Below are 15,699 nucleotides of genomic sequence, written 5' to 3'. Positions count from 1 at the left end.
AATTTAAAAAATATTAACTTAAAAAATTGGAGATTTTTATGGCTCCTAAAGTCGAAATCTACACCTGGAGATCCTGCCCGTTTTGCATTCGTGCCAAACAACTGCTTGCCAAAAAAGGCGTTGATTTTATCGAGTACAGTATTGATGGTGATGAAGCCGCTCGCAAACAGATGGCACACAGAGCAAACGGTCGCCGTTCTGTACCCCAAATCTTTATCGACGACCGCCACATTGGGGGATGCGATGACATTTACGATCTGGATTTCCAAGGCAAACTCGATCCTCTGCTAACCTCGGCTCAAGGAGCGTAAGCCATTGAGTTTAAAACTAGCTTTTATTATCGACCCGATCCACAAACTCGATCCAGGTCACGATACGAGCGTTGCTTTGATGGAAGCAGCGCAAGCCTTGGGACATGAAGTGTGGATAACTCAAGCTAGCCGCTTGGGGGTAGCTGAAGGTAAGGCATGGGCTGTTTTAGAACGGTTACAACTTAAACCAGTGCAGTTGGTGGATGGGCGCTGGGTGGCGGAACTGGTTTGGTACGATTTGAGCGATCGCACCTGGATGCCTTTAGAAAATTTTGATGCTGTCTTCATGCGGACAGATCCGCCTGTAGATATTCCCTACCTCTACGCTACTTACATTCTCGACTTCATTGACCGGAGCAAAACTTTAGTTGTAAATAATCCCCAAGGGTTGAGGGCAGCCAATGAAAAAATGTTTGCCCTGCAATTTACCCATTTGATGCCAGAGACGATTGTGAGTGCGGATAAAAAAGTAATTCGCCAATTTTTAGCAGCAAAAGGCTCAGCAATTCTCAAACCATTGGGACTCAAAGCAGGTGAAGGAATTATTTATCTTGAAGAAGGCGATCGCAATTTCAACTCAATTGTAGAAATTAGCACTTACCAAGCCAAAATGCCCGTGATGGTGCAAGAATTTATCCCTGCTGCGAAAGAAGGAGACAAGCGGATTATTCTACTCAACGGCGAACCCATTGGAGCTGTGAATCGAATTTCCACCAGCGATGACTTTCGTAATAACATGGCAGCTGGCGGTACGGTAGCCAAAACTGAAATTACAGACCGAGAACATCAGATCTGTAAGGATTTAGCTGTCAGCCTACAACAAAACGGCTTATATTTTGTTGGAATTGATGTTATCGGTGGCTATCTAACTGAAGTGAACGTCACCAGCCCTACAGGGATCAGAGAAATCGATAGGCTCAATGGAATTCGTCTGGGAGAAACGGTGATGCAATGGTTGGAAAAGGCAAAGGTTTGATCTAGGAAATGTAGAGACGTTACATGTAACGTCTCTACTCCGATTCAAACAAAAAAGCTACTCGTCATCAGACATATCCGTATCTTCGTCTTCATCTTCTTCGTGAGCTTTCACAGAGTTAGCTGAGACTACAGCACCCATGTCGAGTTTTTCTCGGACGAGTTTCTGAATTTCTTGAGCAACCTCAGTATTTTCTTCCAAATACTTAATCGTATTGTCGCGACCTTGGGCAATGTTTTCGCCTTTGTAGCTGTACCACGCACCTTTGCGTACAATTACGCCTGTTTCCTCGGCAATGTCTACCATACAACCTAATGTAGAAATGCCTTTGCCAAAGATAATATCAAACTCGGCGATTCGGAATGGCGGCGCAACTTTGTTTTTAGCAACTTTGACTTTAACGCGGTTGCCGAATTCTTCCGTGCCTTTTTTCAAGGTTTGAATCCGGCGAATATCCAAACGTACAGAGGCATAGAACTTAAGGGCATTACCTCCAGTTGTCGTTTCTGGGTTGCCATAGGTCACGCCAATCTTTTGTCGTAGCTGGTTGAGGAAAATTACGGTACAACCAGATTTACCGATGTTACCCGTGATTTTTCTTAAAGCTTGGCTCATCAAACGTGCTTGCAAGCCGACGTGGGTATCTCCCATTTCACCTTCGATTTCAGCGCGGGGAACTAGCGCGGCTACAGAGTCAACAATCACAATATCCACCGCCGCCGATCGCACTAACTGATCGACAATCTCTAGACCAGCTTCGCCCGTGTCTGGCTGGGAGACGAGGAGATTCTCAATATCTACACCCAAAGCCGCTGCATAAGTTGGATCGAGGGCGTGTTCTGCGTCCACAAAGGCAGCAATTCCACCTGCTTTTTGGACTTCCGCGATCGCGTGGAGTGCTACTGTCGTTTTACCAGAACTCTCTGGACCGTAGATTTCAATTACCCGCCCTTTGGGTAAACCGCCGCCTAGAGCTAAGTCGAGCGTCAACGAACCGCTAGAGATAGTTTCCACGCGCATTCGGGTCGCATCTCCCAAGCGCACGATCGCCCCTTTGCCGAAATTGCGTTCGATTTGATTCAGGACTAGATTCAGGGCTTTTTGCTTGCCAGCAACATCATTGTTAATAGCCATTCGCGCCTCTAGGATAGGAGGTGTAAAAACTTTTACTTAACTAGTTTTAACTAGTGCAGATATACTATTTTAGTAGATTTATCCAGCACAGCATAGCATATGTAAGAATTCGGAATTCGGAATTCGGAATTCGGAATTCAGGTTTAAAAAGCACATTTCGGCTTTTTTCTACATTTTTTAGCATTTATCTCTATTTATCTGCCTTGTCCCCCTTGTCCTCATGTCCTATATAGAGTCTCAGCTAGAAGAGGCAGTCATCTCGGTGGCTGGTCTAACATCGTATATTCAATTATTGCTGGAACATGATGAGGTGTTGCGGCAAGTGTGGGTTGTGGGGGAGGTTTCGAGTCTTAGCCGTCACTCTAAAGGTGTGTTTTTGACGCTGCAAGACCCAGAGACAAAGGCTGAGATTAAGTGTGTGGTGTGGAATAGCCAGTTGTCGCGCTTGGCTCAACTACCAGTACAAGGGGAGCAGATCGTAGTTTTGGGTAGTATTCGTTTGTATCCTCAGCGGGGACAATATCAACTGACTGTGTGGCAGGCTTTACCAGTGGGGGAGGGATTGCTGGCGTTGAGACTGCGGCAGTTGCGCGATCGCCTGGAGGCAGAAGGTTTATTCGATCTAGAACGGAAGAGAACTCTGCCAGCTCATCCCCAGGCGATCGCTGTTGTCACTTCACCAACAGCAGCGGCTTGGGGCGATATTCAAAAAACTCTCAAACGTCGCTATCCTGGATTATCCGTCCTGTTTTCGCCTGCTACCGTGCAAGGAGAGCCAGCACCAGCATCTATTGTCAAAGCGATCGAGCGCGTGGAACGAGACGGAAGGGCGGAGGTGTTGGTTCTTACCCGTGGTGGGGGCGCAGTGGAGGAGTTGGCTTGTTTTAACGATGAGAGAGTCGTGCGGGCAGTAGCTGAGTGTTCTATGCCCGTGATTACGGGAATCGGGCATCAGCGGGACGAGACTTTAACAGACTTGGTGGCTGACGTGTGCGCCCATACCCCTACAGCAGCAGCGGAACTTGTTGTACCAGATTTAGCGGTTGTGTATGCCGAGCATCGGCAGAGGATAGAGACGCTACAGGCAGTTGTACAGCAACAATTAGATATAGCAGGCGATCGCTACTATTCTCTCAGCAGTCGGTTGGGGCGTTTGCGCTTAGATCGAGAAATTCAGCGCGAGATTGAGTTTTTAAATTGGAAAAAGCAGCAGTTAATTCAGGTAACTCAACAGCGATCGCAAAAAGCACGGCAACACTGTCATTTATTAGCACAGAAACTTGCTAGCCTCGATCCTCATGCAGTGTTGAAACGGGGTTACGCTGTAGTTCGGCAAGAAAACGGTGCGATCGCTCGTTCGGCTGCTCAGTTAGCGCCAGGACAAGAGTTATTAATTCAGCTCAGTCAAGGAAAAATCAAAGTTAAAGTTATCGAGAATTCTCAATCTGAAATCTAAAATTCTTAGCCCTACAGACAAAAGCCACTGTCACAGGTTAAAACTTTCTACAGTATGTTGAGTTCGTGTAGATAAATTGAGTTATTGTCGTCACGAATTTCGTTCGCTTAGGAAGAAGTATTGTATGAGAATTTCCGCGAAATTACGTAGATTTATTTGGTTGTTAATTTTATTTGTATGGGTAGCTTTAGCAGCAATTTTTCTAGTACCGCAATTAGCTCTAAAGTTTTCACGATCCACACCTTTACACGTGGTAGATATAGCTAGCTCTAATATAACTAACGCCAATCCTTCAAAAAAGCCTATTTCTCCATCACCCACAGAAAATTCCAGTTCGAGTAAACCTCCAACTTTAGTATCTGGTAATGCCATTACGCCAACTACGTTTACTAATAAAACAATCGAACGCAATCCAATACAAAAAGCTTTTCCAAGCGATTTTATCTCAGCTAATGTTAAAACTCAATATGGCGCAAAAGGTGATGGCGTTACAGATGATACGGCAGCAATTCAAAAAGCTCTAGATGAGGAACGCGACGAAGAACAAGATTATTTTGGCAAGCCAAAAGCTCTGTATTTTCCGGCTGGAACTTATTTAATCAGCAATACTTTAACTTGGAAGGGTTGCTGTATGAGTTGGCAGGGACAAGGGGCGGAAATTAGTATTATTAAACTCAAAGACAAGACGAAAAGTTTCGGCGATCGCAATGCTCCTAAACCAGTCATACAGACTATAGATGGTAATATGTCATTTCGTCAAAATATTACAGATTTAACCGTAGATACGGGAAAAAATAATCCAGGCGCGATCGGGATTGACTATATTTCTAATAATTTTGGTTCTCTGTGGAATGTTTCAATTCGCTCTGGTGACGGACAAGGAAAAGTTGGTTTAGATATGTCGAGACAATGGGCAGGACCTTGTTTAATTAAGAACGTACAAATTAATGGATTTGACTACGGCATTGTCACTAAAAACTTAGAATATGGTCCTACGTTCGAGGAAATTACACTTCAACAGCAAAAAGTTGCAGGTATTTTAAATGATGGTAATACATTAGCAATTCGTAAACTTCAGAGTAAAAATTCTGTACCAGTCATTCAAAATCAAGCACCAGCGGGCATGATAATTGTTGTAGATGGCAATTTTCAAGGTGGTGCGGCAAAAGCCAGTGCTATTGAAAACAACGGTTATTTATATGCGAGAAATATAAATACCAGCGGTTATCAATCGGCAATTCATCACAAAGAAACTATAGTTCCTGGTACAAGCGTAAGTGAATACGTCTCTGACAAAATATATAATCTGTTTGATAGTCCAATGCAATCGCTCAATTTACCAATTGAAGAAACACCAGTTTTCGAGGATAAGAATTTAGCTAATTGGATGGCTTTTTCTCCTCAATGGTACGGAGAAACTGATTCTTTAAAAGATGCACTAGATTCAGGTAAATCGACTATTTACTTTCCATTTGGTACATATTTTTCTCACGATAAAAAAGTTTTCAATGTTCCGGCTTCAGTGCAGCGTATTGTCGGCTTTTCTTCTATTCTCAATGGTGGTGGAATTGTATTTCGAGTCGAACAAAATAGCGATAAGCCATTAATTATCGAACAATTCGGGTATGGAGTAGCAGTAGAACACGCTTCGCCACGCACTGTTGTAATTAAACATGGCAGTTACGAATACAAAGACTTTCCCAAATCTGGCAAACTCTTTTTAGAAGATGTAGGAATTAGTTTGCGAATTAACTATCCCCATCAAGTTTGGGCGAGGCAGTTAAATGTTGAAACTTTAGATGCAGCACGTACTAAAATTGAAAATAAAGGTGGAACGCTCTGGATTTTGGGATTAAAAACTGAGGGGAAGGGTTCTGTAATTAATACGACTAAAGGTGGTAAAACAGAAGTTTTGGGGACTTTAATTTATCCGGTACATGACTTCACTGCTCAAGAAAAGCAGGAAGCTGCATTTATTAGCAATAACTCTAGTCAGTCATTGATTTATTCTGTCAGTGCTTACGGTGAACACAAAAACTATGATATTCAAGTAGAAGAGACTCGGAACGGCGTGAAGCGCCAACTACTGAGTAAGGATTTTCCTGGTAGAATGCCTTTGTTTGTGGGCTATAAATAGCAAAAAAATTCAAAAGTAGTAGGGTGGGCATTAACCACCTATACTATTATTGAAGTAAGCTTACTAATATGTAAAATAAAAGTTCGTTTAGCAAACTCTCTTATTCGCAAATTCTTTTGATATGTCTCGTAATTCCAATTCCAAAACTAAATCAAACACTTCACCTTTACCCGATGCTTGGAAATATGAAGTAGCTGTAGCAGAAGTTGAGTCAATTATCTCTCGAATTGAAGCAGGCGAGTTAGAATTAGAAGAGGTGTTTGAGCAATTTACTCAAGCTGTAGAGCAGTTAAAACAGTGCGAAACTTTTTTGCAACAAAGACAGCAGCAAGTTGATTTGCTGATTGAAACTTTGAATAATGAATCTTAAAAAGTCAAAAGTCAAAAGTGAGAAGTCAAAAACTGGTGGAGTGTTTTGGGCAAAACTTATCGTCAAAAAATAAAGGTTAGCCAAATATACTTAAATTCAAATTTTGAGCGAGTTGCTGTATTAAGAATATACCAGCTTTGGAATTACCTGTTTCGTCTAAACCAGGACTGTAACACGCGATCGCACCTTGAGTCGGTACAATTGACAAAATTGCCCCACTAACCCCCGATTTTGTCGGTAAGCCTACTTCTGAGGCAAAACGTGCTGAAGCTTGGTATAAACCACAAGTCGTCATAGTTGCATTTACTATACGACGGTTTTGGGGCGCGATCGCGTCATGAGCTTGTACGAGTAACATTCCTATCCGTGCTAAGTCAGCTACCGTACCAGCTAAACAGCAAACATGATTGTATGCATCTAGAGTAGTTTCTGGCGAGTGAATATTGCCAGCTTTAGTTAATAGTCGAGTTATCGCAAGGTTGCGATCGTTAGGTAAAGAACGCACAGAATCAAGCATTTGGTTATCTAAAGTTAGCTGACAACCTACGGTTTGATTCAGCCACAAACGTAGATTCTCACAGCGAGAAAATGCATTGATACCTGGGAGAATAGAACAAAGTATGATCGCGCCACTATTGATCATTGTATTGCGAGGAAAACCTTCATCTGCTATCAGTTGAGTCAGAGAATTAAAAGGCAGATCGGATGGTTTCATTCCTACATGAGAGAAGACTACTTCTGCACCTAGTTGCTGTAACAAAAATAGCAAAACCAAGGGCTTGACAACACTCATTAACGGGAAAGTACAATGAGTATCGCCTGCGTTATAGCTTTGTTCTGTCACAGTTTGAATTTGCACTGCTAACCAATTTGGATTAGCTTGGGCTAATAGAGGAATGTATTTAGGTAGTTTTCCTTCTTGAGTATGCCTGCGTGCTTGCATTACCCAAGTTTCTAGTTGCGTCTGGCTCAGAGATTTCAATGTTTGTCTGTTATACAAGGTTATTCAACGGGTTGTATTCCATAATTTTCTTGCAGTATAAACCGACCCGACTCCAACTCATCAGCATATTTCTGAAGCCACTCACGCAAGCTTGAAGATACAATCTTTCTATCGCTCGAATCATGATACATTGTCATGATTTGCCCTACAGTTCCGCCATCTGCTGGATCTAAATCTAAACAGTCATGATTACCAGCTCCATCGTAGGTAATTGGAATCCATTTCTCATTCCACCAATTGTTGCGAATTCCTCTATCAGGGTCGCTTTCATAGCCTTCAAATTTTCCAGAATCGAGAAGATCTTTCCAAACTTCCCATTCATCTCGAATCCGGTTGAGCGATAAAAACTCTCGTCCCTCAAATAATCCTTCTTTATAGATAGACTGACCGTTGTGAATGCGGTAGGATGCTTTTACATCTTCAGATAGCTTGATGGAGAGTATTGTTTCAAGCTCGGCAATTTGAGCCTCAGAAGCACCAGATTGCAATGTCTCAAAAATTTGTGGTGCATTGACTTGAAGCCATAAGTCTATGCGCTGCCAAATTTCTTTCATAAAAAACTTTATTTATTACCTTAACTATACAAACTTCCATCTTTGCGAGTGAAAACCCAACCTTCAGAATTCAATTTAGCAATTAGATCGACATCAGGATAATCAGCTTCATCATTAGGAGTGCGATCGCCAATCTCTAAATATACTGCATCTGCATTTGAACGATTGATTAAATGATGTCCGTTCGCAACCCCAGCCGGAAAACCTGCTGACATACCTGCGGTTAAAATTTGTTCGCCTTCATCAGTAACTAAAATTAATTCTCCTGACACGACATAAATAAATTCATCTTGTTTTGTGTGCCAATGCCTTAAAGCAGAATAACTTCCAGGCATCAATCGAGTTAAATTTACGCCAAAGTTTTTCAGCCCTGCTGCATTACCCAATCGCTTTCGATAACGTCCTGCTACAAATGATTTAAACTCTTCAGGATAATTAGTTCCCGATTTTTCCGGGATATTTTCAGGATTAATCAACATTTCTTTATCTATATCTGAGAAACTTAAACAAAAGTCCACTAAAAAGATCTCAGAAAATCCTCGGCAAATTCACCTTTAGCTACAGCCGATACACTACCAGTCATAAAAACGCGATCGCCTTCTATTTCAACTTCAATTTCTCCTCCTGGCATATGTACTTTAACTGTATCATCCACCAAGCCTAATTTATAAGCAGCACTTGCAGCCGCACAACTACTACTACCAGAAGCTAAAGTATAACCAGCCCCCCGCTCCCAAATTTCAATTTTAATATTTTGGCGATCGAGAACTTGTAAAAACTGTACGTTTATGCGGTTAGGAAAAATTGGGTGATTTTCAATTTTACTACCCAAAGTAACAGCAAGTTCTCGCGACACTTGTGCTATAGGAATGATGCAGTGAGGATTACCAATAGATAGACAAGTTACTTTTAAAGATAAGCCCTCTAATTGCAATTCAGTATCAACCATTTGGCGGGGCAAACCAGTTACAGGAATTAAGTCGCTTTGAAAAGTCACAGTTCCCATGTCAACTTTTATCAGTGTTGCTTCTGGGTTCAAAATTTCTACAGCAACTTCACCACCTAAAGTTGTTAAATAAAATTTTTGTGTCTTGACATACTGAGCGTCAACTAAATATTTTGAAAAAATCCGAATCCCATTACCACTTTTTTCAGCTTCGCTACCATCGGGATTAAAAATTCTCAGTTCTATCTTTTCCCCTACAAGGATAGGTCCATATAAGATACCATCGGAACCGATACCAAAATTACGATCGCAAATTAGTTTAATCGCTATCTCATTGAGGTTTAAATTAGATATGTTTGGATCGATAACAATATAATCGTTACCTAAAGCATGATATTTATAAAAATCAGTTACCATTTGTAAAAAGTTAAAATTTAAAAGTCAAAATACATAATTTTGTCCGTAATGCTGTAGGGGCGGGTTTATTGACGAGCTTTGATAAAAATGAAGAGCTTCACAAACCCGCCCTCTTTCACGTCAGGATCTTCACAAACCCGCCCTCTTTTATCCAAAAATCACAATCCCAATTTTTCCAACACCGGACGGGTAGAAACAATATGTCGTTCTAATCCTAATTGTTTCGGTGCAACTCCTAACGCCAAAGCAATTAATTGGGGAAAATGTAAGACTGGTAAACCAAGTTTTCTCCCGATAACTTTCTCAACTTCTGGTTGACGAGAATCGAGATTTAAATGACACAAAGGACAAGGTGTCACCATACAATCTGCACCAGAGGCGATCGCATCTTGAATGTGCATTCCTGCCATTTTAAATGATTGTTCGGTGGCATAACTGGAAAGAGGCCAACCGCAACATTGCGTGCGTCCGCGATAATAGACTGGTGTTGCTCCCACTGCTTCAAACATATTTTCCATTGCTTGAGGATTAAATGGATCGTCGTAGGGCATAGTTTTACGAGCGCGCAGTAGGTAACAACCATAGAAAGCCGCACACTTTAAACCGCTCAAAGACTTGGTAACTTTTTGCTGAATTGCCTTGTAACCATAATCCGTCACCAGCGCGTAAAGTAAATGCTTGACTTCCGTACTGCCACGATAGGGGGAACAGCCTTCTTTTTGGAGAAAACCGTTAACTTTATCTAGATAAGCTGGATCGCTTTGTTGAGATTCTTTAAGGCGATCGTCAACGTGAGCGATGACACCCTGACAAGTGCTGCAATGAGTTAAAAGAGGTAAGTTTAATTCTTCTGCTAAAGCAATATTCCTGGCATTAACAGTATCTTCTAGCAATTGCGAATCTTCTTTAAACGTACCAGAACCGCAGCAAGCGGCTTTTTTTAGCTCTATTAGTTCAATTCCTAAAGCTTGAGTTAGCGCTTGAGTTGATAGGTGCAATTCCCGACAAGCACCTTGAGCGACACAACCAGGGTAATATGCGTATTTTAAAGCTGTAGATGACATGGTAAATATAGTCAATAGGGTTTAGGAGTCAGGGGTAAGAAGAATATAACTCTAAGCTAACGCTTTGATAGTCGCAGGTGATTGTTTGATAGCCCTGGGCGATCGCTAGTATTTCCACTAGGTTTCTACGTTAACCCGTACAGTCTTTGTCATCACAGAAACAGATTGAAGTCGTAATTCTTCCAGAACTCGCTGATAGATCGAGCCTGAGAAGGATATCCTGGCTACCCTTCTCTCTCACCTCTCATTTGGTGACAAAAAGAAAATAGACCATGTGGAGAGATATACGATCGCGCTTTTCGATAAGATGAATATGCTCAAAAGCATTTTACCTAAGTTCAAGGTCTAGCAACTGGTTAAGGACAGTCATCGTATGAGCGAAACGGAAATTTTTGAAAAAGTAAAGAAAATCGTCACCGAGCAACTAAGCGTTGAAGCCAGTAAGGTCACGCCCTCGGCTCATTTTGCTAACGATCTCAATGCCGATTCTCTGGACACAGTAGAGCTGGTAATGGCTCTAGAAGAAGAATTTGATATTGAAATTCCTGATGAAGCAGCTGAACAGATCACCACGGTACAAGAAGCTGTGGACTACATCAACAATAAAGTTGCTACATCCGCGTAAGTGTTAGTCACTTGTCCTTTGTCATTTGTCCTTTGTTCGCCAGCAATGACAAATGACGAATGACGTAGGGCGTAGACACCCGAAGGGGGGCTTCTCGAAGAATAGCCCTTCCCGAAGGATATGACAAATAGTTCACGGGTGAAGAAGCTGGCTGAGAATTGAGCTATGACAGATTTGGAAAAAAAACGGGTTGTGGTGACTGGTGTTGGCGCGATTACGCCAATTGGCAATAATCCAGTTGAATTCTGGGAAGGATTGCAAAGCGGTCGCAATGGTATTGGTTCGATTACATTATTCGATCCATCACAGCATAGATGCCGGATTGCCGGAGAGGTGAAAGGTTTCGACCCGCAGCAATACATGGATGGCAAAGATGCGAAACGGATGGATCGTTTTGCACAATTTGGCGTTGCTGCAAGTTTACAGGCGATCGCCGATGCCCAGTTTACGATTAACGAGTTAAATGCCGAACAAGTCGGTGTCATGCTCGGTACGGGGATTGGTGGGATTAAAGTTTTAGAAGAACAGCAAACCATTTATCTCAATCGCGGACCCGATCGCTGTAGCCCTTTCATGGTTCCGATGATGATCGCGAATATGGCGGCGGGGTTAACGGCAATTCACGTCGGTGCAAAAGGACCGAACTCCTGTCCTGTAACAGCTTGTGCTGCGGGTTCTAACGCAATTGGCGAGGCATTTCGACTGATCCAGCACGGATACGCCCAAGCGATGATTTGTGGTGGTACGGAAGCCGCTGTTACACCCCTATCGGTAGCGGGATTTGCCTCGATGCGGGCGCTATCTTTCCGCAACGACGATCCAACCCACGCCAGTCGTCCGTTCGATCGCGATCGCGATGGTTTTGTGATGGGAGAAGGGTCAGGAATTTTATTGCTGGAAGAATTAGGACACGCCCTGAGTCGGAAAGCCAAAATTTATGCGGAAATTGTCGGCTATGGCATGACTTGCGACGCTTACCACATGACGGGAATTGCCCCTCAAGGAGAAGGCGCAGCCAGGGCGATCGCTCTGTGTCTCAAAGATGGTGGAATTAAGCCAGAGCAAGTAAACTACATCAACGCTCACGGTACGAGTACCCCAGTCAACGATCCGAGCGAAACAGCGGCAATTAAAACAGCCTTGGGTGAAGCAGCTTATCAAGTTGCCATCAGTTCCACCAAGTCAATGACGGGTCATTTACTCGGCGGTTCGGGAGGAATTGAAGCAGTTGCGACAGTCATGGCGATCGCCCACGATCGGGTTCCGCCTACAATCAATTTGGAAAACCCCGATCCAGAATGCGATTTAGATTACATCCCAAATCAAAGTCGCGCCCACACCGTCAACGTTGCCCTATCCAACTCCTTCGGCTTCGGCGGACACAACGTTACCCTGGCATTTAAAAAATATGTCTAAGGGAGCAGTGTAGAGACGTTACATGCAACGTCTCTACACTGCTCCCTCAAAAAAAGGCTTGCATGGCGATCTCGAAGTATGGGACGATCGCTTATGCGTGCCGAGGGCGATGCCAAGCATTTAGCATCTTATGTATTGAGCCGCAACTGCGAGCTGAACTGTCGTTAACAAACTAGAAATTATGGCTGTTGCAACCCAATCCCTTGAAGAACTTTGTATTAACTCAATCCGCTTTCTGGCAATTGATGCCGTAGAAAAGGCAAAGTCGGGTCATCCTGGGCTGCCGATGGGTGCTGCTCCGATGGCATTCGTGCTTTGGGATCGCTTCATGCGGTTTAATCCTAAAAATCCGGCTTGGTTGAATCGCGATCGCTTTTTGCTGTCGGCGGGACATGGCAGTATGTTGCTGTATGCCCTGCTCTATTTAACTGGATATGAAGATTTAACTTTAGATGACCTCAAGCAGTTCCGTCAATGGGAATCAAAAACCCCAGGTCATCCAGAAAACTTTATGAATCCAGGGGTAGAAATTACCACTGGTCCATTGGGACAGGGAATCGCGAATGGTGTGGGAATTGCGATGGCTGAGGCTCACCTAGCAGCCACATTCAACAAACCCGATTTCCCCATCATCGACCACTACACCTACGTCATCTTAGGCGACGGTTGCAACATGGAAGGTGTTTCTGGCGAAGCTTGTTCTTTAGCCGGACACTTGGGACTGGGTAAGCTAATTGCTCTATATGACGACAACCACATTTCGATTGACGGTTCCACCGACCTAGCGTTTACAGAAGATGTTGGTAAACGGTTTGAGGCTTATAATTGGCACGTCCAGGTAGTAGAAGACGGTAACACAGATCTAGATGGCATTCAAAAAGCCATAGAAGCAGCAAAAGCCGTCACCGACAAGCCTTCTCTGATTAAAGTGCGGACAACCATTGGTTACGGATCGCCCAAGAAAGCCGATACTCGCCACGCTCACGGCGAAGCTTTAGGCGAAGATGAAGTTAAAGCCACCCGCGAACATTTAGGTTGGAATCACCCGCCGTTTGAAGTACCAGAAGATGCACTCAACCACTGGCGTAAAGCGATCGATCGCGGTGCAAAACTCGAACAAGAGTGGAACCAAATGTTCGATCGCTACAAACAGCAATATGCTGACGAAGCTCGCACCCTAGAACGGATGCACGAAGCCGAACTGCCCCCAAACTGGGATTCAGTTCTGCCCACCTACAAGCCAGAAGATAAAGCGATCGCTACCCGCGTTCACTCCGGTAATTGCTTGAATGCGATCGCGGAAGTGCTGCCAGAATTGATTGGTGGTTCTGCTGACCTGGCTCCTTCTAACAATACCCTGCTCAAGAATTCGGGCGACTTCCAAAAAGGACAATACCAAAATCGCTACATCCGCTTTGGCGTGCGCGAACACGGTATGGGTTCTATTTGTAACGGTCTTGCCCTAGATGGATCGGGGCTAATTCCCTACTGCGCTACATTTCTAGTTTTCACAGACTACATGCGGGCGGCGATTCGGCTTTCGGCACTGTCGGAAGCAGGCGTAATCTACGTCATGACTCACGACTCGATCGCGCTAGGTGAAGATGGTCCCACCCACCAACCAGTGGAACACATGGCAGCTTTGCGAGTCATACCCGAGCTGTACGTGCTTCGCCCGGCTGACGGTAACGAAACTTCGGGAGCTTACAAAGTCGCGATCGAAGCAGCTAAAGGCAAGCGCTCGGGCAACAAAGTACGTCCTTCCGTACTCGCCTTAACTCGCCAAGCCTTACCCAACCTAGCTGGTAGCTCGATTGAAGGCGTAACCAAAGGCGCTTATATCATATCCGACAGCGAAGGTACACCCGACATCATCTTAATCGGCACGGGTAGCGAAACTCAACTTTGCGTCAAAGCAGCCGAGCAATTGCGCGGTGAAGGCAAAAAAGTACGAGTCGTTTCCATGCCTTGCTGGGAAATTTTTGAAGAACAGACTCCAGAATACAAAGAATCCGTGCTACCCAAAGCAGTGAAAAAGCGGGTTTCCGTAGAAGCAGCCGTGACTTTTGGCTGGTGTCGTTATGTTGGTTCCGAAGGAATCGCGATCGGCATCGACCAATACGGTTCTTCCGCTCCTGGCAATGTTTGCATGGAGAAGTTTGGCTTCACCGTCGATAACGTATTGGCAAAAGCTAAATCTTTGTTGGGCTAAATACCTATTAGAAGGGCGCACGTCTGTGCGCCCCTACTGTTTACTTATGGTCTGGGGTTTTCGCGAAAACCCCTTTTTTCTGCAATTAAACGCAGATGAACGCACGTAGAAGAAATGGCGATCGCAACCAAAGATCTCTTTAGCGATCTTCTTCGCGCCTAACGCTTCGCTTCGCCTGCGGCTGGTGCGTCTTTGCGTGACACAAATCAGTCCCCATCCTCCTCACGCACGATCGCCAACCCCAAATCTTTATAAGCAGCCAACACCCGATCCGATACAGTCGACGCAGTCACCAGATAAGTCAAAGCGTGAATCGATTCAACTACATAAGATGCAGCCGTATCTAATTTCGCAGCTGTCGCCAATCCTACCACCTCCGCCGCCCTTGCAATCATCGCTCGTTTGACGTACGCCTCATTTAAATTCGTCACGCTAATCCCAATTTCTGGATGCAAACTACATACCCCCAACATGCACAAATCGGCACGAATCATCCGTAACGCCTCAACAGTAGCCGCACCAACATTAACTATGGCTTTTTTATAAAGCTGTCCGCCCAACATCACGACTTCAATATAGGGATGATCTGCCAACGCAACGGCGATTGGCGGGCTATTTGTGACGACAGTTGCTTGTAAATCTAGCGGTAAATGACAAGCTACCTGAAGCGTCGTCGTACCCCCGTCCAAAATTACCACCTGCCCCGCACAAACTAATTTTGCCGCAGCACGGGCGATCGCCTCTTTTTCTTTCGGTGCTTGTTTTTGGCGATCGGCGTAACTCGCGATCGCAGGTGAAGCCAAAAGCGCCCCACCATGCACCCGTTGCAACAAACCCGACTCTGCCAATTCACGCAAATCTCGACGAATCGTATCCTCAGAAACATTCAGCGCCGTACTGAGTTCCGATGACAGCACCTTTTTATCGCGGCGCAGAATATCTAAGATGTATTGCCGTCTCTCTGCGGTTAGCATAGTCGCTCTGCCTGAAATTGCGTTTTCAATCTTGAAATTGCACCCTTATAAGTATAAACTCATAAACATGCAGGTTTTTGCATGTTAGTCAGTGCTTATAACTG

Annotated in this window: 15 protein-coding genes; 8 read left to right on the top strand and 7 right to left on the bottom strand. The window is 44.2% G+C overall.

What is annotated here, in order from left to right; genetic code table 11:
* Positions 1–38: 38 nt before the first annotated feature.
* Both grxC and gshB read left to right on the top strand, forming a co-directional pair.
* Positions 39–311, top strand: a complete 273-nt coding sequence (grxC, locus tag C7Y66_RS06180) for a glutaredoxin 3 (protein ID WP_015153793.1) — start codon at positions 39–41, stop codon at positions 309–311.
* Positions 312–315: 4 nt separating this feature from the next.
* Complete coding sequence (gshB, locus tag C7Y66_RS06175) at positions 316–1,287, top strand: glutathione synthase (RefSeq protein WP_106544893.1); 972 nt, start codon at positions 316–318, stop codon at positions 1,285–1,287.
* Between the two features lie 57 nt (positions 1,288–1,344).
* On the opposite strand, the gene recA is transcribed toward gshB, so the two are convergent.
* A complete protein-coding gene (recA, locus tag C7Y66_RS06170) occupies positions 1,345–2,421 on the bottom strand; it encodes a recombinase RecA (protein ID WP_015153795.1) in 1,077 nt (358 codons plus the stop codon).
* Between the two features lie 220 nt (positions 2,422–2,641).
* Here recA and xseA point away from each other — a divergent pair, with 220 nt between their 5' ends.
* The 3 genes from xseA to xseB all read left to right on the top strand — a co-directional run bounded on the left by xseA (position 2,642) and on the right by xseB (position 6,384).
* Positions 2,642–3,877: an exodeoxyribonuclease VII large subunit gene (gene xseA, locus C7Y66_RS06165; protein ID WP_106544892.1), complete on the top strand. Its 1,236-nt coding sequence runs from the start codon at positions 2,642–2,644 to the stop codon at positions 3,875–3,877.
* Between the two features lie 124 nt (positions 3,878–4,001).
* Positions 4,002–6,014 (top strand): glycoside hydrolase family 55 protein, encoded by a 2,013-nt coding sequence (locus C7Y66_RS06160; RefSeq protein WP_106544891.1) that lies wholly within the window; start codon positions 4,002–4,004, stop codon positions 6,012–6,014.
* A 121-nt stretch (positions 6,015–6,135) separates the two neighbouring features.
* Positions 6,136–6,384, top strand: coding sequence for an exodeoxyribonuclease VII small subunit (gene xseB, locus C7Y66_RS06155; protein WP_106544890.1), 249 nt, complete (start codon positions 6,136–6,138; stop codon positions 6,382–6,384).
* 76 nt (positions 6,385–6,460) lie between these two features.
* Here the strand turns inward: xseB and glsA are convergent, their stop codons facing one another.
* From glsA to C7Y66_RS06130, 5 genes are all read right to left on the bottom strand, one after another.
* A complete protein-coding gene (gene glsA, locus C7Y66_RS06150) occupies positions 6,461–7,366 on the bottom strand; it encodes a glutaminase A (RefSeq protein WP_233222548.1) in 906 nt (301 codons plus the stop codon).
* A gap of 20 nt (positions 7,367–7,386) precedes the next feature.
* Positions 7,387–7,941, bottom strand: coding sequence for an SMI1/KNR4 family protein (locus tag C7Y66_RS06145; protein ID WP_106544889.1), 555 nt, complete (start codon positions 7,939–7,941; stop codon positions 7,387–7,389).
* A 20-nt stretch (positions 7,942–7,961) separates the two neighbouring features.
* The gene (locus C7Y66_RS06140; RefSeq protein WP_106544888.1) at positions 7,962–8,420 is read right to left on the bottom strand and encodes a cupin domain-containing protein; all 459 of its coding nucleotides are present in this window, start codon (positions 8,418–8,420) and stop codon (positions 7,962–7,964) included.
* 38 nt (positions 8,421–8,458) lie between these two features.
* A complete protein-coding gene (gene dapF / locus C7Y66_RS06135) occupies positions 8,459–9,304 on the bottom strand; it encodes a diaminopimelate epimerase (protein WP_106544887.1) in 846 nt (281 codons plus the stop codon).
* A gap of 158 nt (positions 9,305–9,462) precedes the next feature.
* The gene (locus C7Y66_RS06130) at positions 9,463–10,368 is read right to left on the bottom strand and encodes a CoB--CoM heterodisulfide reductase iron-sulfur subunit B family protein (protein WP_106171577.1); all 906 of its coding nucleotides are present in this window, start codon (positions 10,366–10,368) and stop codon (positions 9,463–9,465) included.
* Between the two features lie 373 nt (positions 10,369–10,741).
* On the opposite strand from C7Y66_RS06130, the gene acpP reads away from it, so the two are divergent.
* From acpP to tkt, 3 genes are all read left to right on the top strand, one after another.
* Complete coding sequence (acpP, locus tag C7Y66_RS06125) at positions 10,742–10,993, top strand: acyl carrier protein (protein ID WP_015153804.1); 252 nt, start codon at positions 10,742–10,744, stop codon at positions 10,991–10,993.
* A gap of 165 nt (positions 10,994–11,158) precedes the next feature.
* Positions 11,159–12,409 carry a beta-ketoacyl-ACP synthase II gene (gene fabF, locus C7Y66_RS06120; RefSeq protein ID WP_015153805.1) on the top strand — a complete coding sequence of 417 codons (1,251 nt, stop codon included), beginning with the start codon at positions 11,159–11,161 and terminating at the stop codon, positions 12,407–12,409.
* A gap of 181 nt (positions 12,410–12,590) precedes the next feature.
* Positions 12,591–14,621 carry a transketolase gene (tkt, locus tag C7Y66_RS06115; RefSeq protein ID WP_106544886.1) on the top strand — a complete coding sequence of 677 codons (2,031 nt, stop codon included), beginning with the start codon at positions 12,591–12,593 and terminating at the stop codon, positions 14,619–14,621.
* Positions 14,622–14,827: 206 nt separating this feature from the next.
* Here tkt and C7Y66_RS06110 read toward each other — a convergent pair whose 3' ends face one another.
* Positions 14,828–15,595: a DeoR/GlpR family DNA-binding transcription regulator gene (locus C7Y66_RS06110; RefSeq protein WP_106544885.1), complete on the bottom strand. Its 768-nt coding sequence runs from the start codon at positions 15,593–15,595 to the stop codon at positions 14,828–14,830.
* Between the last annotated feature and the right edge of the window lie 104 nt (positions 15,596–15,699).

This window comes from Chroococcidiopsis sp. CCALA 051, assembly GCF_003015105.1.
Taxonomy (GTDB): Bacteria; Cyanobacteriota; Cyanobacteriia; order Cyanobacteriales; family Chroococcidiopsidaceae; genus Chroococcidiopsis; species Chroococcidiopsis thermalis.
Note: the sequence above shows the minus strand (reverse complement) of the source record. Positions and strands in the feature narration are given on the sequence as shown.

What these genes read in the sequence shown, in the direction of transcription:
- C7Y66_RS06160 (WP_106544891.1), top strand. Translation starts at nt 4,002, where the DNA reads ATGAGAATTTCCGCGAAATTACGTAGATTTATTTGGTTGTTAATTTTA.
- fabF (WP_015153805.1), top strand. Translation starts at nt 11,159, where the DNA reads ATGACAGATTTGGAAAAAAAACGGGTTGTGGTGACTGGTGTTGGCGCG.
- dapF (WP_106544887.1), bottom strand. Translation starts at nt 9,304, where the DNA reads ATGGTAACTGATTTTTATAAATATCATGCTTTAGGTAACGATTATATT.
- C7Y66_RS06110 (WP_106544885.1), bottom strand. Translation starts at nt 15,595, where the DNA reads ATGCTAACCGCAGAGAGACGGCAATACATCTTAGATATTCTGCGCCGC.
- acpP (WP_015153804.1), top strand. Translation starts at nt 10,742, where the DNA reads ATGAGCGAAACGGAAATTTTTGAAAAAGTAAAGAAAATCGTCACCGAG.
- xseA (WP_106544892.1), top strand. Translation starts at nt 2,642, where the DNA reads ATGTCCTATATAGAGTCTCAGCTAGAAGAGGCAGTCATCTCGGTGGCT.
- grxC (WP_015153793.1), top strand. Translation starts at nt 39, where the DNA reads ATGGCTCCTAAAGTCGAAATCTACACCTGGAGATCCTGCCCGTTTTGC.
- C7Y66_RS06130 (WP_106171577.1), bottom strand. Translation starts at nt 10,368, where the DNA reads ATGTCATCTACAGCTTTAAAATACGCATATTACCCTGGTTGTGTCGCT.
- C7Y66_RS06145 (WP_106544889.1), bottom strand. Translation starts at nt 7,941, where the DNA reads ATGAAAGAAATTTGGCAGCGCATAGACTTATGGCTTCAAGTCAATGCA.
- tkt (WP_106544886.1), top strand. Translation starts at nt 12,591, where the DNA reads ATGGCTGTTGCAACCCAATCCCTTGAAGAACTTTGTATTAACTCAATC.
- recA (WP_015153795.1), bottom strand. Translation starts at nt 2,421, where the DNA reads ATGGCTATTAACAATGATGTTGCTGGCAAGCAAAAAGCCCTGAATCTA.
- C7Y66_RS06140 (WP_106544888.1), bottom strand. Translation starts at nt 8,420, where the DNA reads ATGTTGATTAATCCTGAAAATATCCCGGAAAAATCGGGAACTAATTAT.
- xseB (WP_106544890.1), top strand. Translation starts at nt 6,136, where the DNA reads ATGTCTCGTAATTCCAATTCCAAAACTAAATCAAACACTTCACCTTTA.